This window comes from Frigidibacter sp. RF13 (assembly GCF_026626305.1).
Lineage (GTDB): Bacteria > Pseudomonadota > Alphaproteobacteria > Rhodobacterales > Rhodobacteraceae > TMP-24.
Window position 1 is genome coordinate 217336 of record NZ_JAPNUE010000002.1, and the last position, 26049, is coordinate 243384.

Sequence of the window (26049 nt, forward strand, 5' to 3'; positions counted from 1 at the left end):
TCGGTATCAAATCTAGTGCAGCTTCGGCGGCGAGGCTAGCGCGTGAGCCGGTCGATCAGCGCCCGGTGCAGCCCGGGTGCCGCTGCGAGACAGCCGTCGAGCCGCGGCGGGGTGCCGTTATAGCGAAGAGCGGCGCCCCTGCGGTCGGTCACCAGCGCACCCGCCTGAGCCGCGATGAGCGTCCCGGCGGCGGCGTCCCATTCCCAGGTCGGTTTCAGCGTCAGCATCGCATCGAAGGCGCCTTCTGCCACCAGGCAAAGCCGCCAGGCGATGGAAGAGCGGAACATGCGCCGGACCGGCGGCACCACACCGCCCTGCCAGTGCTCGGGCGCAAGGTTTGGCCGCGCCGTCAACAGCGTTGCACCGTCTGGGCTTTCAGCGGCCGAGGCAGAGATCGGCCGCCCGTTCAGCGTCGAAACAGTGTCTATTCCCGCCGAATAGAGCTTGTCCTGCGCTGGCAGATAGACGACGGCGGCGGTCACGCGGCCGTTTTCGGCCACCGCGAACGAATGTGCGAAGTCGCGTGTGCCATCGATGAAGGCGCGGGTCCCATCGATCGGGTCGATGATGAACAGCCGCTCGTCGTTCAGCCTGAGATCGCTGTCGGGCGTCTCCTCCGACAGCCAGCCATAGTCGGGGCGGGCGGCGCGAAATTCGGCTTCCAGCATCCGGTTGACCGCCAGATCGGCCTCGGTGACCGGCCCGGCGCCGTCACCCTTGTCCCAGGTTTCGGGCGACTGCCGCCAGAAAGTCAGCGCGATGCGCCCCGCCTCCCGCGCCGCCTCGGTCAGCAGCGCCAGATCGTCATTCGCCGGCAAGGGTCAGGCCCCCGACCAGAAGGCTCGGCACCACATGCGACAGGTGGGTGCGGGCATCGTTCGCGGGCACCATCGCCAGAAGCATGTCGCGCAGGTTGCCCGCGATCGTGCATTCGTTCACCGGATAGGCGATCTCGCCCTTCTCGACCCAGAAGCCCGAGACGCCGCGCGAATAATCGCCCGTATTGGGGTTGATCGAGGCGCCGATGAAACCGGTGACCAGAAGGCCGGTGCCCATGTCGCTGAGAAGGTCCTCGCGACTGTGCGCGCCTTGCGTCAGCGCGATATTGCCATTGCCCGGCGCGGGCGGCGAGGAGACGTTGCGCGAGGCCGATGCGGTCGACTGCATTCCCAGCCGCCGACCGGTCGAAAGATCAAGCGTCCAGCCAGTCAGCATCCCGTCCGCCACGATTTGGCGCACTCCGGTCGGCAGCCCCTCACCGTCGAAGGGGCGCGAGCCGGACAGCCGCGGTCTGGTCGGGTCTTCGGTGATCGACAGCCCTTTGGGCAGCACCTGCTGGCCAAGCTTGTCTCGAAGCCACGAGGCGCCGCGCACGATCGACATGCCATTCACCGCCGACAGAAGATGCCCGACAAGGCTTGAGGAAATCCGTTCATCGAACAGGACCGGGTAAGCGCCGGTCTTCGGCCGCCGCGCCCCGGCACGTGCCACCGCGCGGTCACCCGCGCGCCCGCCGATTTCCTCGGCCGACGGCATGTCGGCGCCCCAGGCGCGGCTTTCGGCCGCCCAGTCACGCTCCATCGCCAGACCCTCGCCGGTGATCGCCATAGCCGACAGGGAATGCGAACTGCGGGCATAGCCGCCCGCGAAACCGTTGCTGGCGGCAAGGAACAATCTGCGGCGCGAGAAGGCCGCGCCCGCCTCGACCTGGCTCACGCCCTTCACTGCCAGCGCCGCCGCCTCTGCCGCCCGCGCGCCCGCTTCCAGCGCCGCGGCCGACGGGTCTTCGGCCGGGTCGGTCAGTTCCAGCGACGCCAGATCCCAGCCTTTCGCCAGCTGCGACGGATCGGCGAGCCCCGCCGTATCATCCTCGGGCGCCTCTCGCGCCATGGCAACGGCGCGTTCGGCCATGTCGGCGATCGTCCGCGCCGACTGGTCCGAGGCCGAGACGCAGGCCTGCCGCTGGCCCACGAAGACCCTCAGCCCGATCTCGACGCCTTCGGCCCGTTCGGCCTGTTCCAGCCGCCCCTGCCGCACATCGGCCGAAATCGCGGTACCGTCGAGCGCCATCGCATCCGCCGCTGTCGCACCGGCGCTCCGCGCCGCCGACAGAAGCGCATCGGTCAAAGCTTCCAGCCTGTCTGCCATCATGGTCTTCCTTGCCTCTTGCAAAGCGACCTAAGCCCTCTTGCGGGATTTGCCAAGCCAAAGGGCCGCCCGGTCACCCGGACGGCCCTTGAAGGATCGCGTGAAATTTACTGGATGCGCTGGCCGTTGGCGTAGATGCCGCCGTCTTCCTTGAACTCGATCTTCGAGGTCAGCGCATCGTCGCCCGCAGGCACGGCGAACATGCCCATCATCATCCGCGCGCCCATCGCCGTGTCGGCGGGCAGAAGGCCGATCGCCGTCAGCTTGTCCATCAGCGCATTTACGCCTGTGACGCTGAGGTTGATCTCGCCCACCGGTTTCGGCGGCGTCTGGCTGTTGTCGAAGGTCGCTGCACCCGTGCCGGTCAGTTCGGCACCCGCCGCCTTGACCTGCAGCTGGTTGATCTTCGCCTCGGTCACCTCGAAGGGCGAAGGTGCGGCGAGCGGATCGGTGGCCTCGGCCTCCAGCGCCTTGGCCGCCTCGGGATCAAAGAGATCGAAGAGCGGCTTGAGCGAACCCGACAGGTCGAGAACCATCGTCGCCGGATCGCGCGGCAATTGCGACGTCGGGTCGAAGAGGTTCCAGATATCGTCCGAGAGTTTCAGATCGACGAGTTTGAGAAGGAAGGCCCCCGGCTGTGCCTCGTCCGATTTCGTCACCGGCATGGCAAGGTTGAAGGCCGACTGGCCAAGCTCCGCCATCACCGGGAAGGGGATCGTGGCCGACGTCAGTTCGAACTTCGATTCCCGGGCCTCGCCGCCATAGGCGATGCCGTCGGCGGCCATATGGAAGTTGAGCTTGCCCGCGCCGCCCGAGGATTTGACGGTGAAATCGCCGTCGCTTTCGGTGCCGGTCACGCTGTAGGCGCCGTCGGCAAAGGCGAAAGTGCCGTCGATCAGCGCGCCCGCCTTCAGCGCCGCGCCGAGGTTCTGCATGTCGATGCCTTCGGGCATCACGAAGCTGCCCACGCCGGTCAGGCCGTTCATCGTGCCCTCGAGATTGAAGGTATTGCCGCTTTCGGGATCGGCGCCGGTCAGGACCACATCCATCGCCGCGGCCGAGAAATCGGAGGTCGCGGTGCGACCCGCGTCCTTGACCGACCGGTAGGTGCCCTTGCCGTCGCGGGCGGTCAGTTTCATCTTGAAGGGTGGCTCCTCGCCCTCGACCTTCAGCTGGTCGATCTCGACACTCGCTTCCGGCGCGGTGACGGCATAGGTCATGTCCTCGGGCGTGCCGCTGACGATCGACACCATGTCCTTGTGCGCCATCTTCATCGCGATGTCGGCGTCGGGCCCGTCCTCGGTCTTGCCGTGGAAGGTCATCGGCACTTCCGGCGAGAAGGTCACCTCGACCGTGCCGTCACCCAGATCGCGGAAGCGCAGCTCCGGCACCATCACTTCGCTCGACCCGTCGGGCACCTCGGTTACGATCTTCAGATCGCGCACCACAAGCGAATCGCCCTCGGTCGCTTCCGAGCCTGCGGTCACGGTCGCGCCGAGGTCGGTGTAATAGCTCTTCCAGTCCTGCCAGACATGATCGGCGGTCACGTCCGCCCAGGCGGCACCGGACGAGGCAAGAGCGGCAAGAAGCGCGGCGGCGCTGACATGGGATAGGGTTTTCATGGAATAGCCTTTCGAAAGAGTTCGGGCGCGACAATTCAACCAGATACACCCGCGGTCAAGGTCGGGGGCTGGTGGAATTCCGCCATTGCCTGTGCTTAACAGGCTCTATCCGGCAAATTTATGGCACCCGATGATCGCGCTTGAAACATACGACGGACTGACGGTCGCGACAATCCGGCGGCCCGAGAAGGCAAATTCTCTGACCCGCGACATGCTGTCCGCGCTCGCCGACGCCGCGGAAGCCGCTTCGAGCGACGGCACCCGCGCCCTGATCCTTACCGGCGAGGGTCGGGTGTTTTCGGCCGGGGCGGATCTCGACGAAGCGCGCGCGGGGCTCGCGACCGACCCGGTCTGGGAAAGGCTTTCGCGAGCCATTGCGGCGCTTCCCTGCCTGACGATCGCGGCCTTGAACGGCACGCTCGCGGGCGGCGCCTTCGGCATGGCGCTGGCCTGCGATATCCGGCTCTGCGTGCCGGAGGCCAAGTTCTTCTATCCGGTGATGCGGCTCGGTTTCCTGCCGCAGCCGTCCGACCCGGCGCGGCTCGCGTCGCTGATTGGCCCGGCGCGTGCCAAGATGATCCTGATGGCCGGCGCGCGGATCGAAGCGCCCGAGGCGCTGGCCTGGGGTCTCGTCGACCGGATCGTTCCGGCCGACGATCTTCTGTCTGCCGCGCGCACCCTCGCGGCAGATGTACTGGCGGCGGACAAAGACCATGCCGCCGCCATCAAGGCCTTGATCCAGCCTTTGCGCTAGGCTTACGGGCAGGCCGCGGTATATTCGCGCCCGTAGCGGTCGCGATAGAGGCACATGCCCGGCTGCTTGGTCTGCCCGATCAGGGCACCCGCCGCCAGACCGACGGCCCCGCCGACGATCGCGCCTTTCAGCTCGTCACCGTCATCGGCGGCAACGGCGCCGATCGCCGCGCCGGTGGCGGCACCGGCCATGGCGGTCTGCTCCGGGGTCTGGCAGGCCGACAGCGCTGCCAGGACCGGCAGCAACAGCAAATATCTCTTCATGATCGTCTCCATCTGTCACCATTCCCCTGCGCGGGCCATTCTAGCGCGCTTCGTCGCCTCCCGCGCCCCCGTCGGGCCGCCATCGGCGGATTCCTGCGACAGGCGACCGTCAGCGCCGCCTTGGCCCGGGTACCCGGCTGATGAAGCCGGGCGGGCGGCGGGCGATCCAGCTCAGGAAAGAGGCCATGCGCGGCGCGGTGCGCAGCGCCTCGATACTGGCGAAATCGCGGGCAAGCTCCGCTTCGGTAAAGCGGGCATGGATTTCCTTGTGACATAGGTGGTGCAGCCGCACCACCGGCCCGCCCTTGCCGCCCCTGAGCTTCGGGATCAAGTGATGATCGCTCTGCGGCACGTCCGGCGGCAGCGGCCTGAGGCAAAGCGGGCAGACGGAACTTTCCACTTCCATCCTTGCCTCTCCCTTGCCAGCCGCCCGCAATCTTGCCAGAGACGGAGGAAAGCCGCGAGGGATGGAATGAACGGCGAAGAAAGCCTTCTGCAGACGATCAGCAGCTATCTCGACCAGGGACGCGATCTCGCGATGGGCTGGGCGACGAGCCCGGCAGCCTGGTCGCAATTTGCGCTTCTGATCGTCTCCTGGGGCGCGGCGGCCTTCGCCACCCGCAAGATCGTGCCGCGGATCGAGGCCTGGGTGCGCCCGCGCACCGAAGGCGCGGGGCTTTTCGCGGCACTCCTGCGTTTTGCCCTGCGCTTCGTGCCGATGGTCCTGCCGCTTCTTGCCTATGGCTTCACGGCGGTGGGCGAGGCCTTCACCCGCCAGGTCTTCGGCTCGGGCGCCGTCATCGCCTTTGGCAAGCGGCTCTTCCTCTTCTTCGCCGCACGTCTCTTCGTCGCGCATGTGCTGACCGACCCGTTCCTCAGGCTCCTCGGGCGCTATGTGCTGATCCCCGTCGCGGCGCTGAATGCGCTCGGCCTTCTCGGGCCGGTGTCGGACTGGCTCGAAAGCCTGACGGTCGAGATGGGCAACATCACCTTCTCGGTCATGGCACTCATTCGGGGGCTGATTGCCGGAAGCCTGCTCTTCTGGCTCGGCTCTTGGTCGAACCGGCAGAGTGCGGACTATATCAAGGCGCAAGAGGAACTGCGCCCCGCCACCCGCGAACTGGCCGCCAAGGCGGCAGAGGTGGTGATTTTCGGTGCGGCCTTTCTTCTCCTCCTGAACATCATGGGGATCGACCTCACGACCATCGCGCTTCTCGGCGGCGCCTTGGGTGTGGGGATCGGGCTCGGGCTCCAGCAGATCGCCGCCAACTTCATCTCCGGCATCATCCTCCTGATCGAGGGCCAGACGACCGTCGGCGATTATGTCGAGCTTGACGGCGGCGAGACGGGCACGATCGTGAAGATGACAGCGCGGGCCTGCATTCTCGAAACCTTCGACGGCCGCTGGATCGTGGTGCCGAACGAACATTTCATCACAACCCGGGTGGTGAACTATTCCGATCAGGGCAGCGCCAATCGCTATGAGGCGCCTTTTTCGGTGAGCTACGAGACCGACATCGACCGGGTGCCCGCGATCATCGAGCGCGCGGTGGCGGACCTGCCCTTCGTGCTGACCGCGCCGGATGGCCCGGACTGCGAATTGCGCGCGTTCGGCGAGAGTAGTGTCGATTTCGCCGTCGAATATTGGGTGAACGGCATAGACGACGGACGCAACAAATACCAAAGCCAGGTGTTGTTCGCGATCTGGCGGGCGCTGAAGGCCGAGGGGATCGAAATGCCCTATCCGCGCCGCGTCGTGGAAATGCGGACGCAGAAAGGATGAGCGCGCCGGAAGACGTCCCGGCGCTCGTGATCGGCGCGGGGCCGGCCGGGCTGATGGCGGCCGAGGCGCTGGGCGCCGCAGGCGTGAAGGTGCTGATCTGCGAGGCCAAGCCAACCGTCGCCCGCAAGTTCCTGATGGCGGGAAAATCGGGGCTGAACCTGACCAAGGACGAGGCGCTGGAACCCTTCCTTGAAAGGATCAGCGCCGATTGGCTGCGTCCGATCGTCGGCGCCTTCGGGCCAGAGGCGGTGCAGGACTGGGCGCGCGGGCTTGGGCAGGCGCTTTTCACCGGCTCCTCCGGCCGGGTCTTTCCGGTCGGCATGAAGGCCTCGCCGCTTCTGCGCGTCTGGCTCGGGCGCCTCGCCGCGCAGGGGGCCGAGATCCGCACCCGCTGGCGCTGGGAAGGTCTGGAAGGGGCGCTTTTCCGTTTTGCGACGCCCGAGGGAACGCGCGTGGTCGCACCACATGCAACCATACTCGCGCTTGGTGGTGCAAGCTGGCCCCGGCTCGGGTCTGACGCCGCCTGGGTGCCGTGGCTTGAAGAAAAGGGCGTGAGGGTCGCGCCCTTCCGGCCCGCCAACATGGGCTTTTGCGTCAACTGGTCCGATCCGATGCGCCGGCACTTCGGCCAGCCCGTGAAAGGCTGCGCACTTTCGACCGGAACAGAGACTGTTCGCGCCGAATTCGTCATCTCCACCCGGGGGATCGAGGGCGGCGGAATCTATGCCCTGTCGGCCGCCGTGCGCGACGGCGCGGTGCTGACGCTCGATCTCGCCCCCGACAGGCCGCTCGCATCGCTCGCGGAGCGCCTCGCCCGGCCGCGCGGGCGCGAGACCCTGTCGAACCACCTGCGCAAAGCGGCGGGCCTCGACGCGCCGCGTCTCGCGCTTCTGCAGGAATGGGGCCGGCCGCTGCCCGACACGCCCGGCGCGCTTGCTGCACTGGTCAAGCGCCTGCCCGTCCGTCACGCCGGGCCGCGCCCGCTCGCCGAGGCGATTTCATCGACGGGCGGCATCAGCCGCGACAGTTTGACCGACGATCTGGAATTGACCGCGCTGCCCGGTACCTTCGCGGCCGGAGAGATGCTCGACTGGGAAGCGCCCACGGGCGGCTATCTTCTGACCGCTTGCCTCGCCACCGGCCGCCATGCGGGTCTGGCGGCGGCAAGGTGGCTGCAAATATAGTCTATTCCGGCTGAAAAGGGCCTAATTGCCCGCCGTTTCCAATCGGGATTTCGGTCTTTGGCACGAAGACGAACCGGTCAATCTCGGCAATCGCCTCCTCGGCGGTCTCGACATATTTGAAGAGATCGAGATCCTCTGGCGATATCGTGCCCGCGTCCGCAAGGGCCTGCCAGTTCACCACCTTCTCCCAGAAAGCCCGACCGAACAGCAGGACCGGGATTCGGCTCATCCGCCCGGTCTGGATCAGCGTCAGCGACTCGAACAGTTCGTCCATCGTGCCGAAGCCGCCGGGGAAGATGCAGATTGCCTTGGCGCGCATCAGGAAATGCATCTTGCGGATGGCGAAATAGTGGAAGTTGAAGCAGAGGTCCGGCGTGACGTAGCCGTTCGGCGCCTGCTCGTGCGGCAGGACGATATTTAGGCCGATCGAATGCCCCCCTGCCTCGTGTGCGCCACGGTTGCCCGCCTCCATCACCCCGGGGCCTCCGCCGGTGACGATGACATTCTCGCGCCCGTAACTGTCGAGCGAGCGTTCCGTCATCAGTTTGGCGAAGCGCCGCGCCTCGTCGTAATAGTGCGAAAGCTCGCCCAGCACCGGGGTCCGGGCCTTGTGCTTGTGCGCCGGATCGGGAATGCGCGCGCCGCCGAAGAGCACGATGGTTGAAAGAATCCCGCGCTCGTCGAGCAGCATCTGCGGCTTCAGCAGCTCCAGTTGCAGCCTGACCGGCCTGAGTTCCTCACGCGTCAGGAAATCGTCGTCCATGAAGGCCAGCCGGTAGGCGGGCGCGCGGGTCTGTGGCGTATCGGGAATGCGTTCGGCCGCCACCGCGTCCTGATGGCTGTCGCGGAACGGATGGCGGCGCTGGTCGTCTTTCATCTGGGTCCTCGGTCCTTTTCGCCCATGTGATGCCATTCCGCGACCAGACGCAACGCCCCTCGCAGAGCCGTGAAAGGCAGGCTAGGGTCCGGTCGGAATTCGAACGCGGAGGGCAGGCATGGACTGGACGGCAGAGATCGAGGCGGCTGCGCGCCGCGTGGCAGGCCATGTCCGGCGGACACCGGTGATGACCGTCACGCTGCCGGGCCTCGACCGGCCGGTCGAACTCAAGCTCGAACACATGCAGCATACCGGATCGTTCAAGGCGCGCGGCGCCTTCAACTCGCTCCTGTCGCTGCCGGTGCCGCCTGCTGGCGTCGTTGCGGCCTCGGGCGGCAATCACGGCGCTGCGGTTGGGTATGCCGCGCACAGTCTTGGCCATCAGGCCCATATTTTCGTGCCCGAACTGGCGGGGCCGGCGAAGATCGACCTCGTCCGCCGTACGGGCGCCACTTTGACCGTCGTGCCCGGCACCTATGCCGAGGCGCTGGCAGCGGCTGAGGCGCATGAGGCCAAGACCGGCGCGATCCAGATCCATGCCTATGACGCGCCCGCGACGGTGGCGGGGCAGGGCACGCTTTTCCGCGAATGGCAGGACCAGGGGCTTCAGGCCGACACGCTTCTGATCGCCGTCGGTGGCGGCGGGCTGATCGGCGGGGCGGCGGCCTGGTTTGGCAAAGCGCGCCGCATCGTTGCGGTGGAGCCGGAGCTGGCGCCGACCCTCAACCGCGCGCTGGCCGATGGGCCAGAGACGCGGGTCGAGGTTTCCGGCGTCGCCGCCAATGCGCTCGGCGCCCGCCAGATCGGCCGCATCTCCTACGGCCTCTGTCAGTCAGTCGGAGTGCAATCGGTTCTCGTCAGCGATTCGGCGATCATGGAGACCCGGCGGCTTCTCTGGCAGGACCTGCGGCTCATGGTCGAACCAGCAGGCGCCGCGGCAATCGCTGCGCTCCTGTCCGGTGCCTACCGGCCCGAACCGGAGGAGCGCCTCGCGGTTCTGATCTGTGGCGCCAACCCCGCGCCGGATCCCTTGCAGGAAGGGTCGCATTGATCTTGGTCCGACGCGCAACTATAGGCCAGTCTGCCGCTACGTGAAGGAAAGGGACCGCCCATGTCGAATGAAGCGCTCGAAAAAGCCATCGAAGCCGCCTGGGAGGCACGCGACGGGGTCGGTCTGACCACCAAGGGCGAGGTGCGCGACGCGGTCGACGCGACGCTCGAAGCCTTGGACAAGGGTACTTTGCGGGTCGCCGAACGGCGCGCGAACGGCGACTGGCATGTGAACCAGTGGGCGAAGAAGGCGGTGCTGCTGTCCTTCCGGCTGAATGACATGGCGGTCATCCCCGGCGGCAATGGCAAGGCCACCTGGTGGGACAAGGTGCCCTCGAAATTCGAGGGCTGGGGCGAGAACCAGTGGCGCGCGGCCGGTTTCCGCGCCGTACCGGGCTCGATCGTCCGCCGCTCTGCCTATATCGCCAAGGGCGTGGTGCTGATGCCCTCGTTCGTCAACCTCGGCGCCTATGTCGATGAGGGCTCGATGGTCGACGGCTGGGCCACCGTCGGCTCCTGCGCGCAGATCGGCAAGAACGTGCATCTCTCGGGCGGCGTCGGCATCGGTGGCGTTCTGGAACCGATGCAGGCGGGCCCGACGATCATCGAGGACAATTGCTTCATCGGCGCGCGGTCCGAGGTCGTCGAAGGCTGCATCGTCCGCGAAGGCGCGGTCCTCGGCATGGGCGTCTATATCGGCAAATCGACGAAGATCGTCGACCGCGAGACGGGCGACGTGATGTATGGCGAAGTGCCCGCCGGATCGGTCGTCGTGGCCGGGTCCATGCCCTCGAAGGGCGGCATCAACCTTTACTGCGCGGTGATCGTGAAGAAGGTCGACGCCCAGACAAGAGCGAAGACCTCGATCAACGATTTGCTCAGGGACTGAGATTAGACGCGGCGCGGCTGACGGGCCGCTCATCGAGCCTCGCGGCTCTCTTCGCTTGAGAGATGAGCCTTGCGAGGGGCGAAGAGCGGCCTCGGAAAGGGTCTATTGCAGCAGATAGCCGTCCGGCCAGCGCAGCGAGGTCTTGACGATGATCACCTGCGTCGCGCCCGGCGCAAGGTTGAAGTCCCAGCGCAGGATGCCGCGCTTGCCCTCGTCGTCGGTGATCGTCGGCGCGGGTTCGGCGGTGAAGCTGATCGCAAGGTCCTTCTGTTCGGAATAGGGCACGTGATCGTAAAGCCGCAGGGGCCAGGCCTCGCCGGTCAGGTTCTCGACCGTGATCGTCACCGCTTCTTCCCTGTGGTTGGATGAGGTGAGCAGACCTTCCTGCCCCTCCATCCGGTCGGGCATCGTGCGTTCCAATGTGATCCCGTCCAGAACCCCATAGGCCAGATCGACCTCGCTGCCCGGCACGATCATCGGCAGGGTGCCGTCGGCCACAAAGGCGCCGTCAAGATAAAGCGCGGCCCGGCCGGGCAAGAGGGGTTCCGCGCCGTCGTTGCGGAAGGTGGCATAGCGGTAGGCAGTGGTCTCCATCCGCGGGACGGCGACGGCGTACAAGTCCGGTGTCGCAACTGTCTGCCCGAGCGGCAACCGCAGCGCGTCCGAGCCGCTGCGCAGATCGACCTGCCCAGGGAAGTGATAGACCACCGTCGCGCCCTGATAGCCGACCATCGGGCTCCAGGATCGATCGTACTCAACGGCTGCCTCCTCGACCACCGGACTAGCTAGCGCGCCGACGTTCATTTCCTCCGCCATCGCCGCCTTCAGCGCCTCTTCGCTGACGATCTGGCGATGGTCCGGCCAGATGCCATACGGCTCCGCCCGGCGTCCGGGCTGGGCGGTCGAAAGCGTAAGTTCGACGCCCGCCCAGTCCCGGCCGCTGATCTGCGTGACAGCGACCCCGCGCTCGATGGTCAGCGAGGGCTTGCCTTCGCTTGTCAGGAACAGGTCATAGACCGGCAGCCAGCCAGCATCGCCGACGAAGGTCGTGACCTCGATCACCGTATTCCCAGCCGTCGCTGCGGTCACGTCGAGCGTCAGAAGGCCGCCATCGGCGGGCTCCGCCAACTTCGCCTCCAATGCCTGTTGCGCGGCCGCCAGCGCCTCACGGTCCGGGGTCAGCGCCCGGTCGGCCTGACGCGCCTCTTCCTCGGCGGCGATGGCGGCTTCGCGGGCAGCGAGCACCCTTTCGCCCACCAGCGCGGTCGCGGCCGCCAAGGCCTCGACATCGGCGCCGGGCAGTCCGGCATTGCCGAGGCCCTTCAGGAAGTCGACCTGCGCCCGCGCCGCATCCGCTCGGGCGCGGATCGCCGCAACGCCCGCCTCTTTCGCAGCGAGCGCATCTTCCAGCCGCGCCACTTCGTCGCGCAAGTGCCGCAGGGCCGCGTCCTCGGGCAGGTCCGGCAACCGGTCCGCCGCCAATGTCACCGGGCCGAGTGTCACGCCACCCGGCGTGGACACCCGCAGGGTCAGCGGGTCGGTATCGGCAGGCAGGCCGGTGACGGCGAGCCGGTTCGCACCTTGCGCAAGATCGGCCTCGATCTGCCAGACGACGGTCGCGCCCACCGGATAGACGGTGGCGCGCGCCGGATCGGCGAGAAGGGACAAGGTCTCGGCCTGAAGCGGCAGCGGCAAGACGATGAGCGAGAGAAAAAGCGGACGCATGGAAACCTCGTGACCGGTGGCGTGAGCCGCGCCCCGGTCTTCGTGGGCTTTGGGGCTCGAAGATCAGACGCGCGTCGATGCGCCGATCTTGGATGTTTCTCTCCTGGTTGCAACACCGGTCCGCGCTCCCGCCGGTCGGGTATTCCCGCCTTGCCGGAGCGTGGTCAGCGCAAGCCCCGGTCTGGGATGGTCCGGAAAGCCCGTACCGAACCGGATGACGAGGTCGAGATAGCCGGGCCCGGCCTTTGATCCCTTGCAGAGCACTTCGCCCGTATCTGCGTCTATGAGGAGAAGCCCGCCACCCTTCGGCACATAGTCAAGCCCGCGCGCCCGAAGGCGCGCCTGCGCCTCTACCCAACTGCCTGCCTCAGCGAGGGCCTCAGCGACGAGAAGCCGAAGGCGCCCGAGGAGCCGCTCGTCGATGACTTCGTCACTCCTCGCTGCCCTCCGCTCCCGCCGCTGGATTTCCAGCCGGATCAGATCGCGCAGAACCGTGCCCGGCGTCTGATCCGCCTCACGGCAAAGCGCAGCGAAGCGCTGCCATTGGCTGCGGTCGCAAAAGAAAAGGGTCTCGGCCATGTCCATGACCGAGACCCTCGGGTGATTCTGGTTAACGAAAGGTTAGCCCTTCTTCAGGCAGCGGTTGCCCAGAAGCTCTGCAATCTGCACCGCGTTCAGCGCCGCGCCCTTGCGCAGGTTGTCGCTGACGCACCACAGGTTCAGACCGTTCTCGATGGTCGAATCCTGCCGGATACGGCTGACATACGTCGCGTACTCGCCCACGCATTCGATCGGCGTGATGTATCCACCAGGCTCGCGCTTGTCGACGACCATCACCCCCGGCGCCTCGCGCAATATCTCCTGCGCTTCCTGCCAGTCGAGGAACTCCTCGGTCTCGATGTTCACCGCCTCGGAATGGCCGACGAACACCGGCACGCGCACGCAGGTCGCCGTGACCTTGATCGACTTGTCGAGGATCTTCTTCGTCTCGGCCACCATCTTCCATTCTTCCTTGGTCGAGCCATCGTCGAGGAAGACATCGATATGGGGAATGACGTTGAAGGCGATCTGCTTGGAAAACTTCTTCGGCGGCACTTCCGACACCGGGTTGTAGATCGACTTCGTCTGATCCCACAATTCGTCGATCCCGGCTTTCCCTGCGCCCGACACCGACTGATAGGTCGCGACGACCACTCGCGTGATCTTTGCCCGGTCATGAATGGGCTTCAGCGCCACCACCATCTGCGCGGTCGAGCAGTTGGGGTTCGCGATGATGTTCTTCTTCCGGTAGCCCTCGATCGCGTCGGCATTCACCTCCGGCACGATCAGCGGCACATCGGGGTCGTAGCGGTAAAGCGACGAGTTATCGATCACCACACAGCCCGCCGCCGCCGCCTTCGGCGCGTAGACCTTCGTAGCGTCCGATCCGACCGCGAAGAGCGCAATATCCCAGCCGGTGAAATCGAACGTGTCCAGATCCTTGGTCTTGATAGTCTTGTCGCCAAAGCTGACTTCGGTGCCGAGAGACTTGCGCGAGGCAAGTGCGGCAATCTCGTCCACCGGGAACTCCCGTTCCGCGAGGATATTCAGCATTTCACGGCCCACATTCCCCGTGGCGCCGGCGACAACGACCTTGTAGCCCATCTGGGGTTCTCCTTCTTCCGAAGAGGCCCCTTATCCGATCAGTTTCGGCAATAAAAGCGAAAGATGCGGCAGCGCGGCATTTGGGAAGTTACCCGTGGGCAGCCTGCCGCGAAATGCGCCCGTCGCGGGCCATCAGATCGGCCACGAACGCGGCCTCTGCCCCGAAATCATGTGGCACCTGGTCTGCCGTCCGGCTGCCGGTCAGCGACAGCGAGGCGAAGAAATCGAATCCGTAAAGCGACAGTGTCGCCAATCCGCTCGCCGCCAGCAGGTCGATCATCATCAGCCCGGTCGTCGGCGGCGCGCCAAGCACTTGCTTCAGCCGCCCGAAGTCTTCCAGCGGATGCAGGTAGAAGCCCGGAGAGGACGCCACCTGCCACGGCAGCCGCTTCCTTTTGTGCGACATCCACAGAATCCGCGCGGGCCGCACCCGCTCCATGTCCGCCGCTCCGATCGAGGTCGCCAGCGCCAGCCAGTCGGTCCGCGTGCCGTGAGAGATGGCAGAGGGCATCGGTGCCCGGTTGATGCGGATTACGATATCGGCCGCGTCGATCTCCGCCCCGAAAGTGCCCGCCTCCAGCGACCGCGCATTGCCCACAAGCGCGACGCTCTTTCTTTCAAGCGCCGCCATCAGGCTGGCCCGCCCCGCCGACAGCGCCATCAGCGGCGCCTCCTGCCGCAGCGTCCGCGCCATCAGGAAGGAAAACCGGTTCATGCCAGCATCTCGCGGTAGATTGCGACAAGCCTCTCGGCCTCGCCCTCGATCCGGTGGTTCGTCTCGACATGCGCCCGCGCCACCGGCCCGGCCGCGGCAAGACGCGCCGGATCGTCGATCCAGTCGCGGATCGCCTCGGTCAGCGCCGCCGCGTCTCCGGCCGCCACCAGCGTTCCGGTCTCCCCCGGCCGGATCAGCGCCTCGAAAGCACCCACGCGCGAGGCGACAACCGGCACACCAGAGGCCATCGCCTCCAGAGGCGTCAGCCCGAACCCTTCCCAGCGCGCGGGCGCGCAGAAGAGATCGAGCGCCCGGTAGTGCCGCGCCACCGCGTCCCAGTCGATCTCGCCCAGAAAATGCACGCGGTCGGCGACACCGGCGGCCCTAAGCCGCGCCTGCTGTTCCTCGAAAAAGCCTTTCTGGTCGTCCGTGACCCGGCCGGTAAAGATCATCTGCACTTCGGGTCGCCCCGGCAGAAGCGCCAGCGCGGCATCGACCATCAGATCGACGCCCTTCTGCGCGCGGATACGCCCGAAACAGCCGATCAGGCAGGCCTCCTCCGGCAACCCTAGTTCCCGCCGCAGCGCGCGCTTGTCCGTCGCAGGCTCAAAGATCTGACAATCGACGCCATGCATCACCACCGTTGCGGGCACCTCAAGGTAGGAGGCCGCCTGCGGCGAGGTCGCCACCACCCGGTCCATGCGCCGGATCAGCCATTTGGTAAAGCCCTTGTGATGGCGCTGGGCGGCAGAGGTGAAAAGAAGCCGCAGCCTGCGGCGAAAGAGATGCCGGAGGATCAGCCCCAGCGCCATCTCGGTATTCCGCCGCGCATGCCAGACGCGCCAACGGACGCGCGGCAAAAGGAAGCAGCGCCAGAGGGCCAGGTGCGGCAGATGATCCGGCAGGCCCGGCCCGGTCGCCACGATGCCGATCATGCGCGCCTGCAAGGGCAGAAGCCGCACCACGGTTGTCGTCACGCCCGAGAGGCGGCGTTTCAGGTTCGGGGCGATGACGGCGATGTCAGGCGGGGAAGGGCGCTTCATCCCCCCTGACTAGACCCGTTCGTCGCGGCTGAAAAGGTAGATCGCCAGACCGGCGATGAGAGGCACAAGGAAGAAGAGGAAGAGGCCCCGGAAGGTCGCCTCGGCGCTGCCGCCCTCCATCGCACGATAGACCGGGCGCGAGGCGAACTGCATGATCCCCGCTCCTCCGATCGAGAACATGTTGATGAAACTCACCCCGCGCCCGATCAGATGCGGCGGCAGGAAGCTGCGGCCATGGGCCATGATCGCGGGGTAGGTGGCGCCGAAAAATCCGTGCACCGCCAAAAGCACCGCCGCCGTCCAGAAGCCTGCCGCCGGGGCATAGGCGAGTGCGCCAAGCGCCAGTGCCGACAGGCTGACGCAGGCGACGACACTCCATTTCCGTGACCCGACCAGCCGGTCAAGCGGTCCGATCACCAGATTGCCCGCGACCATGGCGAGGCTCATCACCAGCGTTGCAAGGCCGATCCCGTCGGCATCCGCGCCATAGACGCCACTGAGGTAAGGCCCGGCCCACAGGCCCCGGATCACCGCCGCCGGGGCGTAGGCCACCAGCATCAGCGCCGCGACCGGCCAGAGCGCGCGGATCGCGAAGAGGTCGCCAAACGTGCCCGGTTCCGTCCGCGCCTCCGCCGCCGGGGCCGGATCGCGCACCAGAACCAGAATGCCCGCCGCCACCAGAAGCGTGATCGCCGTCAGCGCGCCCAGCGTCGCCCGCCAGCCAATCGCACCGATGATCCAGGCCAGGGGCGCCGATCCCACGATAATGCCAAGCGATCCGACGCCGACCGTCAGCCCGGCAAGCGCCCCGAAGACCTTGGGCGGATAGACCCGCGCGAAAATGAAATAGGATGCCATCAGGACGGGCGAACAGCCGATGCCGATCAGCGCCATCGCGAGCCACAGATGCCAGGGCGCCGTAGCCAGCGCAAAGATCAGCGCCCCGCCGCCGCCGCCCACCGCCAACAGCGCCGCCGCCGTCCGCCGCGGCCCGAGCCGGTCGAGCGCAGAGCCCACCGCAAACTGCATCAGCGCGAAGGCGATGAACCACAGGCCCGAGGCGATGGCCAGATCGTCCGGCCCGGCGCCGAGTTCGGTGCCAAGGACCGGCGTCAGCACCGCGAGGAACGAGCGGAAGAACTGGCTCAGCACATAGGCCGCCACCAGACATACCAGACCTGCCGCCATCCTGCCCTCCCGCTTCGCCGCGGCACCCTGTGCCAAGCGGCCGGCGCCCGCAAGGGGTCCGCGCAGCTTCGTCTTTACCTTCCCGCCGAGGTCGGTTTAGATATACTAAAATCAGTTTTAGTGGCCTGCTTGGTGGCCGGACGGCTCGGGGAGGAGCAGATGGACCAGAAACCGGCGAAGCGCCCGCGCAAGGCGCCCGAAGTGCCGCCACTCGGCCGTGCGATCCGCCATCGCCGCAAGGTGCTTGGCATGACGCTCGAAGGGGTGGCCTCGGCGGCAGAACTGACCACCGGCTTCATTTCCCAGGTCGAGCGCGGCCTCTCGGCCCCGTCGCTTTCCTCGCTCATGGCCATCGCCGCCGCGCTGCAGACCACGATCGAACAGCTCGTCAGCGTGCCCGAGGATTTCTCGGCCCATGTGCCGCATGACAAGCGCCGCACCTTCATTCTGGGCGCCGAGCGGCGGTTCTACGAAATGCTGGGCCCCGGCTTCGCCGGTGCGCTCATGCATCCCCAGATCGTCCATCGCCCCGCCGGACATGTGTCGGAAAAGATGTGCCATACCGGCGAAGCCTTCCTGCATCTCCTCTCCGGGCGGCTCGAATATCATCTGGGGGACCAGACCTATCTGCTCGAACCGGGCGATTGCATCCACCATGACACGACCCGCCCGCATCATTCGATCGTGCTCGGCGATGAGGGGTCGGTCGAGCTTTGGGTGACCACCTCTCCCGTGCGCAGGCCCGCGCAGAAGGCCTGAACCCAGAACAACCCTGCCGTAGGGCCGACGGAGTTTTGGAAAGGCTCCGGTCCGATTTCTTGAAAGAAATCGGCTCCCGCCGGTCTGTCTGGCCGTCAGCGACGGGGCGCTTCGGGCCATGAGCTGATTTCTTCTGCATCAATACTAAAAAAAATTATAGTATTTTGGAGAAGTCGTTTATTCAGGCTTACACAAAATCGAATCACACAACCAAATCGACTGGGAGGTCACCATGAATACCCGGCGCATCGCTTCGGCCCTCGCGCTCGCCGCCGTCCTCGGCACCCCTGCCTTCGCGCAGGATCGCGGCGGCATCCTCAACTTCGCCCGCTATGACGGATCGCAGCTCGTCGATCCGATCTATGCCGACCGCAACCCCGACATCTGGATGGTCGGCAGCCTCTTTGACACGCTTCTGCGCCTTGGCGCCGACGGCAAGTCGGTGGAGCCGGGGCTGGCCGAAAGCCACGAACTGTCCGCCGACGGCAAGACCGTGACGCTGAAGCTCCGTTCCGGCGTGACCTTCGCCGATGGCAGCCCGCTCACCGGCACCGACGTGGTTTTCTCGCTCGACCGGGCGAGGAACGGCGATCTCTCGTCCTGGGCCGGTCTCATCGGTTCGATCGACAGCATCACCGCCGACGGCGACACGATCACCATCGCGCTCAAGACCCCCGACCCGACCATCCTCACGATGCTCGCGACCTTCAACACCGCAATCGTTTCGAAGGCCGCCTTCGATTCCGCGCCGGGCGCCACCGATCAGGAAAAATCCGCCGCGATCTTCGCCAAGGGCGGGCCGGGCGTCGGTTCCGGCCCCTTCTACCTCTGTGGCTTCGAACAGGGCGCCACGATGGATTTCTGCGCCAACAAGGGCTACTGGCGCCAGGGCGCCGACGGCAAGCCCTTGCCCTATCTCGACGGCGTGCATTTCCAGGTCATCCCCGATGACGCGACCCGCATCCTGAAGCTGCAGGCGGGCGAGGTCGACGTGGCCGAGTTCGTACCCTTCGCTCGGGTGGCGGAACTGAAGGCCGACGGGAAGCTCAATATGGAGCTCTTCCCCTCGACCCGGATCATCTATTCGCCGATCAACGTCCGCGCCACGCGGGCAGACGGCTCGCCCAACCCGCTGGCCGACGTCCGCGTGCGGCAGGCGCTGAACTACGCGACCGACAAGGCGGCGCTGATCGGCCTCGTCCTGCATGGTGCGGGCAAACCGATGTCCTCGCCTCTGATGGCGGCAGCGACGCAGGATTCGATCAACATGGATCCGCTCTACGGCTATGACCTCGAAAAGGCCAAGGCGCTCATTGCTGAAGCCGGTCTGCCCGCAGGCACCAAGATCACCTTCACCACGCTCGCCGGTTCCGCCGACGATGCGACGATCTTTGCCGCCCTTCAGCAGATGTGGGCGCCCCTTGGCATCGACCTCGTGGTCGAGCAGGTCGACGGCCCGACCCGCGGCGCCAAGAACCGCGCAGGCGAGTTCGACATCCACACCTACGGCTGGGTGAACGACGTGAACGACGCCAGCCAGGTCGTCGGCTGGCTCGGCCATACGCCGACCGCGAAAGCGGTGGGCACCGGCTGGGAGGATGCGACTTTCAACAGCCTCTATGAAGCGGCCCAGACCGAGATGGACCCGGCCAAACGCGGCGACGCATTCGCGCAGATGCAGAAGATCTACGCCGAAGCCGCGCCGCTTCTCTTCATGTACGAAACCCCCTTCGCGGTCGCAGTGTCGAAACAGGTCTCGGGCTATGTCCAGACCCCTCTCGGCGCCAATGTCTTCGAAGAGGCGACGGTCAGCCGCTGAGGCTGGCCGCAAGCGCCGCCGCACCGTTCCCCCGAACGCCCCCTGCGGCGGCGCCTTCTTTCCAGAGGTTCCATGCAAAGTCTGGCCTATATCGCGAAGCGGCTCCTGCTCATGGTGCCGACCTTTGCCATCGTGATGGTGATCATCTTTCTGCTCGTGCGGCTCTTGCCCGGCGATCCGGCAATTGCCATCGCGGGTGACAAGGCTTCCGACGCCGACCTCGCGGCGATCCGCGAACGGCTGGGGCTGACCCAGCCCCTGCTCGTACAGTTCTGGTTGTTCCTGACCAACACGCTGCAAGGCGATCTCGGCCGCTCGATCCTGATGAAGGCCCCCGCACTCGGCGTGATCCTCGACCGGCTGCCTACCACCGCCTTCCTGACCCTCTATGCCGTGACCCTCTCGCTCCTGATCGCCGGGCCTCTGGCTTTCGTTGCCGCGCTCAATCGCGGCCGCTGGCCCGACGCGGCGATCCGCGCCATCTTCCAGGTCGGCCTTTCCATGCCGGTCTTCTATATCGGCCTCGTCCTTCTGACCTTCCTTGCCGCCCGCGCGCGGCTCTTTCCGGTCGGCGGCATCGGGCATGGTTTCCTTGAAAACCTCCACCAGCTCTTCCTGCCTGCGATGACCATCGCGCTTTACACATCCGCCATCGTGATGCGGAACCTGCGCGCCGCGATCATCGAGGTTCTGGACGCCGAATATGTCCAGTTCGCCCGCGCCAAGGGCCTGCCGTCGCGCCTGATCCTCGGCCGCCATGTGCTGAGGAACGCGCTGATCTCGACCGTCACCCTCCTCGGGCTTTCCATCGGCAACCTGATGAGCGGGACACTGGTGACCGAGACGGTCTTCGCCGTGCCCGGCGTCGGGCGGCTGATGCTGGAAGCGATCTTCGCCCGCGACTATCCGCTGATCCAGGGCCTCACGCTCACCTTCGCCGTCCTTGTCTCGGCGGTCTTCCTGCTGACCGACCTTGTGCAAAGCTGGCTCGACCCGAGGATGCGGCTGACATGAGTGATGTGACCCTATCCTTGCCCAAAGGCCGCTCGCGCCTCGCGCTCGCGCTCCGCCGCCCGGGCTTCCTTCTGGGCGCGGCGATCATCGGCCTATCGACGCTTCTGGCGCTCTTTCCCGGGCTCTTCGCGCCCTATGATCCGAATTTCATCGACTATACCGCGGTCGGCCAGCCGCCGTCCGCCGCCCATCCGTTCGGCACCGACATGCTGGGGCGCGATGCCCTGTCCCGGGTGATCTGGGCCTACCGGATCAACATGCAGATGGCGATCCTCGCCACAATCTTCGCGCTTCTGATCGGCGTGACGGTCGGCGCGCTCGTGGGCTATTACCGGGGTGTTGCCGACATGATCTTCGGCCGCTTCGTCGATGCGATCATCACCTTCCCCTTTCTCGTTCTCGTCATCGCCGTCGTCGCGGTTCTGGGGCCGGGGCTCGTGAACATGTATGTGGCGATCACGTTGGTGGGCTGGGTCTATTATGCCCGGCTGATGCGCGCCGAGGTGATCGGCCAGATGGGCAACGATTATGCCGCCGCGGGCCTTGTGATGGGCTATTCCGACCGGCGCATCATCTTCCGCCACCTTCTGCCGAACGCCATCACCCCGGTCATCGTCTACTGGATGACCGACATGGCGCTCGCGATCCTCCTCGGCTCGTCGCTCGGCTATCTCGGCCTCGGCGCCCAGCCGCCGCAGGCCGAATGGGGCGTCCTGATCGCCGAGGGCCGCAATTTCCTCACCACCGCCTGGTGGCTCAGCCTGATGCCCGGCATCGCCATCGTCCTGACCGGCCTCGGCTTCTCGCTTCTGGGCGACGCCATGGCAGACCTTCTGAGGCCGAGGGGCTGACATGACACGCGACACGATCCTTGAGGTCAGGAACCTATCCACCACCTTCGCCCGCGCTGGCCGCGCCCTGCCTGCGGTGCGCGACGTGTCCTTCACCCTTGGCCGCGGCGAGGTTCTGGGCCTTGTCGGCGAAAGCGGTTCGGGCAAGTCGGTGACACTGCGTTCGATCCTCGGCCTTTCGCGCCATTACGGCACCGTCACCGGCGAGGTCCGGTGGAAGGGCCGCGACATCGCGTCTCTGTCCGAACGCGCGCTGCGCTCGGTGCGTGGCCGAGAGATCGCGATGATCTTTCAGGAACCGATGAGTTCCTTGAACCCGCTTCTCACCGTCGGGATGCAACTGACCGAGGTCCTGAAGGCGCACACAGACCTTGGCCGCAGCGAACGCCGCAGGCGCGCAATCGAGATGCTTGACCATGTCGGCATCCCCTCGGCGGCCGCACGGCTCGATGACTATCCCCACCAGTTCTCGGGCGGCATGCGCCAGCGCGTGATGATCGCCATCGCGCTGGCCGCGCGGCCCCAGCTTCTTCTGGCCGATGAGCCCACGACCGCGCTCGACGTGACGATCCAGGCGCAGATCCTCGACCTGATCCTCGGGCTTGCCCGCGAATATGAGATGGGGGTGATCCTCGTGACCCACGATCTCGGCGTCGTCGCCCAGACCTGCGACCGGGTCGCGGTCATGTATGCCGGCCGGATCGTCGAGGAGGCGCCGGTAGCCCCCCTCCTTTCCGACCCCCGCCATCCCTATACGATGGGCCTGATGCGGTCCGTCCCCGAAGGCGTCGCGCCGCGCACGGCGCTTTATTCCGTGCCGGGCACCCCGCCCGCGCTCGACGCGCTGCCGCAAGGCTGCGCCTTCGCGCCGCGCTGCCCCTCGGCCAGCGCCCAGTGCACCGCGACCGATCCGGCTCTGAACCGCCTTGCCCCCGGCCGCTCCGCGGCCTGCCACCATCCGGTAAGCCTCGCGAAGGGAGACGCGGCATGAGCGCCCCGGTCCTCGAAATCCGTGACCTGCATCTTGCCTTCCCGCTCGGCCGCAGTTTCGCCGATCTGATCGCCCGCCGCCCCGGCCGGGCGGTGCGGGCGCTGAACGGTATCGACCTCGACCTCCGGCGCGGCGAAACCCTGGGCATCGTCGGTGAATCGGGCTGTGGCAAGTCCACGCTTGCCCGCGCCGTCGTCCGGCTCTACCGCCCGACCGCCGGAACCGTCAGCTTCGGCGGCGAGGACATCTTTGCCGCCCATACCCGCCGCGACCGGACCTACAACCGCCGGGTCCAGATGATGTTTCAGGATCCCTATTCCTCGCTCAATCCCCGCATGACCTGCGGCCAGATCCTGACCGAGGCGCTGAGCGTCCACCGCATGCGCCCGGCTGCCGAGATCCCGGCCCGCGTGGCCGAACTCCTCGACCTCGTCCGCCTGCCGCAGGACGCGGCGGAAAAACTCCCGCACGAGTTTTCCGGCGGCCAGCGCCAAAGGATCGCCATCGCGCGCGCGCTCGCCGTCGAGCCCGAGGTGCTGATCGCAGACGAGCTCGTCTCGGCCCTCGATGTCTCGGTTCAGGCGCAGGTGGTGAACCTGCTTCTCGAACTGCAGGAAAGGCTCGGCCTCACCATCCTCTTCGTCGCCCACGACCTGCGGCTCGTCCGCCATGTCTCGAACCGGGTCGCGGTCATCTACCTCGGCCGGATTGTCGAGATCGGTGACAGCGAAAGCCTCTTTTCCGCGCCGACCCATCCCTATTCGCAGGCGCTTCTCTCCGCCGCGCCCTCGCTCGATCCGGCAGACCGGGGCCGGGGGGCACGGCTTCAAGGCGAACTGCCCTCGCCGCTGAATATCCCGCCCGGCTGCCCCTTCCACCTGCGCTGCCCACGCGCCACCGACATCTGCCGCACGGCGCGCCCCGACCTGCGTCCGATCGCCGGGCGTGGCGAAGTGGCCTGCCACCATGCCGATGAGATTGCCCTGAATGGCTGACGACCTGTCCCGGGCTGCGGTGCCCACCGCCGCGCATATTGCTGCGACGCTTGCCGCCCTGCGCGCCGAACTGGCGACGCGGCGGCTCGATGCCCTCCTCGTCCCGCGCTACGACGCCCATCAGGGCGAATATCTCGCGCCCTGCGACGAGAGGCTCGCCCATGTCACCGGTTTCACCGGCACCGCGGGGCTGGCCATCGTCACCGCCGATACGGTGGCCTTGTTCGTCGATGGCCGCTACCGGGTGCAGGCGCTGGCCGAATGTCCGCCGCGTCTCTTCCAGCATTACCATATCGAGGCAGAGCCGCCCGAGGCCTGGCTCGCCACCGCCGCCCGGCCCGGCTGGCGCGTCGGCTTCGATGCCATGCTTCTGCCGCCCTCGTGGCACGACCGGTTCGCGGCGGCGCTTGCCCCGACCAGCGCCGCGCTGATCCCGCTCGATCAGAACCCGGTCGATGCGATCTGGCACGACCGGCCAGACGCGCCGCAAGGCAAGGTCTGGCCGATGCCGCTGCAATATGCGGGCCGCAGCGCCGCCGACAAACGCACCGCACTTCTCGCTCATATGGCGGCGCGCGGCGCGGGGCTTTATGTCGAGACCCAGCCCGACAATATCGCCTGGCTTCTGAACGTGCGCGGCGCCGACACGCGTTTCCTGCCCGCGCCGCAGTCCTTCCTGACCGTCGACGCAAATGGCCATATCCGCTGGTTCGTCGATCCGGCCAAGATCGGCACTGACCTCGCCGATCATCTGCCTGCGAGCCTCACCCTCGCGCCGCCCGCCGATTTCCTGCCCCATATCGCGGCGACGGCGCCAGGAACCCGCGCCCTGATCGACCCAGACCGTTCGCCCGCCGCCGTCCGCCTTGCCCTTCAGGCGCAGGGCGCCGAGGTGCTGGCCGAACCCGGCTGGGCCACCGCTGCCAAGTCGGTGAAACATGCGGCCGAACTCTCTGGCATGCGCGCCTGCCACATCTCCGACGGCATCGCCTGGACCGAGTTCTCCGCCTGGCTGGCGGAATCCGTGCCCGCCCGCGCCGCCGCTGGCAAACCGGTGAACGAGCACGAGGCCGCCGAACGGCTGGCTGCCTTCCGGGCAGCACATGAAGGCTATCTCGGCGAGAGCTTCGCCACCATCTCGGCCTCCGGCGCCAATGCCGCCATGTGCCACTATCATGCACCGGCCTCCGGCGGCGCGATCCTCCGCCCCGGCACGCCCTACCTTCTGGACGCGGGCGCGCAATATGACATCGGCACCACCGACGCGACACGCATCTTCACCTTCGGCGGCCCGCTGCCAGACGGCTATCGCGCCGCCGCGACGGCGGTCTTCCGCGCTTTCCACGCCCTTGTCTCGCTGCGCTTCCCGCGCGGCACGCAGGGCCATCATATCGATGCCATCGCCCGCCGCCCGCTCTGGGATATCGGTGCCGACTATGACCATGGCACCGGCCATGGCGTCGGTCACTGCCTGTCGGTCCACGAACATCCCGCCCGGCTGGGGCGCAGATACAATCCGGTCGACCTGCAGCCCGGCATGGTCATGACCATCGAGCCCGGCCTCTACCGCGAGGGCAAATTCGGCATCCGGCTGGAGAATACCGTCGAGATCGTCGAAGAACCGGACGGTTTCCTCGCCTTCCGATCGCTCACGCTCGTGCCCTTCCAGCGCGATCTGATAGACCTCTCCGCGCTCAGTGCCGCCGAACGCGCCTGGCTCTCTGCCTACCACGCCGACGTCGCGCGGCGCATCGGCCCGTCCCTCAGCGCCCGCGCGCTGGCCTGGCTGCATGGCCAGACCCCCGCGGCGCTCTGACGGGGCGAAGGCATAAGAAAACCCGGGTCATCTCTGACCCGGGTTTCCCCGTCATCCGGTCCAGAGGCGGACCGGACGGCGGCTGCGCTCGACAGCCTGTCCCACCTTAGCGGACGATATAGACGATGCTGTGGTCCGCATTGTTGATCACGACCGGAACGCCGTTGATATAGGCATAGGAATATTCACTTTCCGGAACCGGATAGACAGTCACGGTATCGGGAACGCCCGCGCCGACCACAACCTCACCGTCCAGATAGATGTAATCGACCGGATTCTCGGTGACGTAGGTGGTTACCTTGGTGTCAGGGGCAGACTCGCCGCCCGCCGCCGCACCGGCGACCATGCCGACCGCGGCGCCGGCCGGACCGGCGATCAGCGCGTCAGCGATGGCACCCATCGTGCCACCCGCCGCAGCCGCGGCATCCTTGTTTTCCTCATAGACCACCGTCTTCACCTGGGTCTTGGTGCGGTCCATCGTCAGGATCATCGGTTCTTCGCCGACCTTCGTGGTCAGATAGTCGCCGAAAGACCAGCCGGTGTTGCCCTCATAGGTCACCTGACACCAGTTGGCGGCGTCCACGCAGCCTTCGACCTCGACGGCGGCACCCGCCGGGATCACGCCGACGATTGCATATTGCGGGCCGGGGCCCTGGCGCAGGTTCAGATCGGTCGTCGCCGCCGATTCCATCGCCATCGCGGCGCCGGAACCCATCAGGCCGACAATACCGGCCGAGATCACAAGCTTCTTGAACATGATATACTCCTTCAATGTTCGTGCCCGCACCGCGGTCCCGACTGTTCGGGGTTGAACTGCGGCGCTCGGACGAAAGAACCCCCGGCCGGAGAGTCCGGTTCCCGCGCTCTACGGCCCATGTCCCTGAACGGGCGGGAATTCGCCAGTCAGCCCCTCTTGGCC

At 66.6% G+C, this 26049-nt stretch carries 25 protein-coding genes; 12 read left to right on the forward strand and 13 right to left on the reverse strand.

What is annotated here, in order from left to right:
- Positions 1-35 precede the first annotated feature (35 nt).
- The 3 genes from OU426_RS06720 to OU426_RS06730 form a co-directional block, all read right to left on the reverse strand.
- The gene (locus tag OU426_RS06720) at positions 36-818 is read right to left on the reverse strand and encodes a 3'(2'),5'-bisphosphate nucleotidase CysQ (protein ID WP_267633161.1); all 783 of its coding nucleotides are present in this window, start codon (positions 816-818) and stop codon (positions 36-38) included.
- Positions 805-2148 carry a TldD/PmbA family protein gene (locus tag OU426_RS06725; RefSeq protein ID WP_267633162.1) on the reverse strand — a complete coding sequence of 448 codons (1344 nt, stop codon included), beginning with the start codon at positions 2146-2148 and terminating at the stop codon, positions 805-807. Before OU426_RS06725 ends, OU426_RS06720 begins: the two co-directional genes overlap by 14 nt.
- A gap of 107 nt (positions 2149-2255) precedes the next feature.
- Complete coding sequence (locus OU426_RS06730) at positions 2256-3770, reverse strand: DUF2125 domain-containing protein (protein WP_267633163.1); 1515 nt, start codon at positions 3768-3770, stop codon at positions 2256-2258.
- A 130-nt stretch (positions 3771-3900) separates the two neighbouring features.
- On the opposite strand from OU426_RS06730, the gene OU426_RS06735 reads away from it, so the two are divergent.
- Positions 3901-4524: an enoyl-CoA hydratase/isomerase family protein gene (locus tag OU426_RS06735; RefSeq protein ID WP_267633164.1), complete on the forward strand. Its 624-nt coding sequence runs from the start codon at positions 3901-3903 to the stop codon at positions 4522-4524.
- A 2-nt stretch (positions 4525-4526) separates the two neighbouring features.
- On the opposite strand, the gene OU426_RS06740 is transcribed toward OU426_RS06735, so the two are convergent.
- Together OU426_RS06740 and OU426_RS06745 are read right to left on the reverse strand one after the other, a co-directional pair.
- Positions 4527-4787: a YMGG-like glycine zipper-containing protein gene (locus OU426_RS06740; protein WP_267633165.1), complete on the reverse strand. Its 261-nt coding sequence runs from the start codon at positions 4785-4787 to the stop codon at positions 4527-4529.
- A gap of 109 nt (positions 4788-4896) precedes the next feature.
- Complete coding sequence (locus OU426_RS06745; protein ID WP_267633412.1) at positions 4897-5187, reverse strand: HNH endonuclease family protein; 291 nt, start codon at positions 5185-5187, stop codon at positions 4897-4899.
- Between the two features lie 72 nt (positions 5188-5259).
- Here OU426_RS06745 and OU426_RS06750 point away from each other — a divergent pair, with 72 nt between their 5' ends.
- Positions 5260-6570, forward strand: a complete 1311-nt coding sequence (locus OU426_RS06750) for a mechanosensitive ion channel family protein (RefSeq protein ID WP_267633166.1) — start codon at positions 5260-5262, stop codon at positions 6568-6570.
- Positions 6567-7754: a TIGR03862 family flavoprotein gene (locus OU426_RS06755; RefSeq protein WP_267633167.1), complete on the forward strand. Its 1188-nt coding sequence runs from the start codon at positions 6567-6569 to the stop codon at positions 7752-7754. The genes OU426_RS06750 and OU426_RS06755 overlap by 4 nt, the downstream gene beginning before the upstream one ends.
- A gap of 1 nt (position 7755) precedes the next feature.
- On the opposite strand, the gene OU426_RS06760 is transcribed toward OU426_RS06755, so the two are convergent.
- On the reverse strand, positions 7756-8631 hold the full coding sequence (locus OU426_RS06760) for an LOG family protein (RefSeq protein ID WP_267633168.1): 876 nt from the start codon (positions 8629-8631) through the stop codon (positions 7756-7758).
- 118 nt (positions 8632-8749) lie between these two features.
- Here OU426_RS06760 and OU426_RS06765 point away from each other — a divergent pair, with 118 nt between their 5' ends.
- Both OU426_RS06765 and dapD read left to right on the forward strand, forming a co-directional pair.
- Complete coding sequence (locus tag OU426_RS06765; RefSeq protein ID WP_267633169.1) at positions 8750-9682, forward strand: threonine/serine dehydratase; 933 nt, start codon at positions 8750-8752, stop codon at positions 9680-9682.
- Between the two features lie 60 nt (positions 9683-9742).
- Positions 9743-10570: a 2,3,4,5-tetrahydropyridine-2,6-dicarboxylate N-succinyltransferase gene (dapD, locus tag OU426_RS06770; RefSeq protein WP_267633170.1), complete on the forward strand. Its 828-nt coding sequence runs from the start codon at positions 9743-9745 to the stop codon at positions 10568-10570.
- Positions 10571-10672: 102 nt separating this feature from the next.
- On the opposite strand, the gene OU426_RS06775 is transcribed toward dapD, so the two are convergent.
- The 6 genes from OU426_RS06775 to OU426_RS06800 form a co-directional block, all read right to left on the reverse strand.
- A complete protein-coding gene (locus OU426_RS06775; RefSeq protein WP_267633171.1) occupies positions 10673-12295 on the reverse strand; it encodes a DUF4139 domain-containing protein in 1623 nt (540 codons plus the stop codon).
- A 63-nt stretch (positions 12296-12358) separates the two neighbouring features.
- Positions 12359-12874, reverse strand: coding sequence for a hypothetical protein (locus tag OU426_RS06780; protein WP_267633172.1), 516 nt, complete (start codon positions 12872-12874; stop codon positions 12359-12361).
- 42 nt (positions 12875-12916) lie between these two features.
- Entirely contained in the window at positions 12917-13939 is a 1023-nt protein-coding gene (locus OU426_RS06785) for an aspartate-semialdehyde dehydrogenase (RefSeq protein WP_267633173.1), read from the reverse strand.
- Positions 13940-14027: 88 nt separating this feature from the next.
- Positions 14028-14654, reverse strand: a complete 627-nt coding sequence (locus OU426_RS06790) for a glycosyltransferase family 29 protein (protein WP_267633174.1) — start codon at positions 14652-14654, stop codon at positions 14028-14030.
- The gene (locus OU426_RS06795; protein ID WP_267633175.1) at positions 14651-15697 is read right to left on the reverse strand and encodes a glycosyltransferase family 4 protein; all 1047 of its coding nucleotides are present in this window, start codon (positions 15695-15697) and stop codon (positions 14651-14653) included. The genes OU426_RS06790 and OU426_RS06795 overlap by 4 nt, the downstream gene beginning before the upstream one ends.
- A 9-nt stretch (positions 15698-15706) precedes the next feature.
- Positions 15707-16885 carry an MFS transporter gene (locus OU426_RS06800; RefSeq protein WP_267633176.1) on the reverse strand — a complete coding sequence of 393 codons (1179 nt, stop codon included), beginning with the start codon at positions 16883-16885 and terminating at the stop codon, positions 15707-15709.
- Positions 16886-17044: 159 nt separating this feature from the next.
- Here OU426_RS06800 and OU426_RS06805 point away from each other — a divergent pair, with 159 nt between their 5' ends.
- The 7 genes from OU426_RS06805 to OU426_RS06835 all read left to right on the forward strand — a co-directional run bounded on the left by OU426_RS06805 (position 17045) and on the right by OU426_RS06835 (position 25130).
- Positions 17045-17644, forward strand: a complete 600-nt coding sequence (locus tag OU426_RS06805; protein ID WP_267633177.1) for a helix-turn-helix domain-containing protein — start codon at positions 17045-17047, stop codon at positions 17642-17644.
- A 232-nt stretch (positions 17645-17876) separates the two neighbouring features.
- Positions 17877-19463, forward strand: coding sequence for an ABC transporter substrate-binding protein (locus OU426_RS06810; RefSeq protein WP_267633178.1), 1587 nt, complete (start codon positions 17877-17879; stop codon positions 19461-19463).
- 72 nt (positions 19464-19535) lie between these two features.
- The gene (locus OU426_RS06815) at positions 19536-20477 is read left to right on the forward strand and encodes an ABC transporter permease (RefSeq protein WP_267633179.1); all 942 of its coding nucleotides are present in this window, start codon (positions 19536-19538) and stop codon (positions 20475-20477) included.
- Complete coding sequence (locus OU426_RS06820; protein ID WP_267633180.1) at positions 20474-21328, forward strand: ABC transporter permease; 855 nt, start codon at positions 20474-20476, stop codon at positions 21326-21328. The genes OU426_RS06815 and OU426_RS06820 overlap by 4 nt, the downstream gene beginning before the upstream one ends.
- Position 21329: 1 nt before the next feature.
- Complete coding sequence (locus tag OU426_RS06825) at positions 21330-22319, forward strand: ABC transporter ATP-binding protein (protein ID WP_267633181.1); 990 nt, start codon at positions 21330-21332, stop codon at positions 22317-22319.
- A complete protein-coding gene (locus OU426_RS06830; RefSeq protein WP_267633182.1) occupies positions 22316-23314 on the forward strand; it encodes an ABC transporter ATP-binding protein in 999 nt (332 codons plus the stop codon). The genes OU426_RS06825 and OU426_RS06830 overlap by 4 nt, the downstream gene beginning before the upstream one ends.
- Entirely contained in the window at positions 23307-25130 is a 1824-nt protein-coding gene (locus OU426_RS06835; protein WP_267633183.1) for an aminopeptidase P family protein, read from the forward strand. Before OU426_RS06830 ends, OU426_RS06835 begins: the two co-directional genes overlap by 8 nt.
- 106 nt (positions 25131-25236) lie before the next feature.
- On the opposite strand, the gene OU426_RS06840 is transcribed toward OU426_RS06835, so the two are convergent.
- Positions 25237-25887, reverse strand: a complete 651-nt coding sequence (locus OU426_RS06840) for an SH3 domain-containing protein (protein WP_267633184.1) — start codon at positions 25885-25887, stop codon at positions 25237-25239.
- Positions 25888-26049 lie beyond the last annotated feature (162 nt).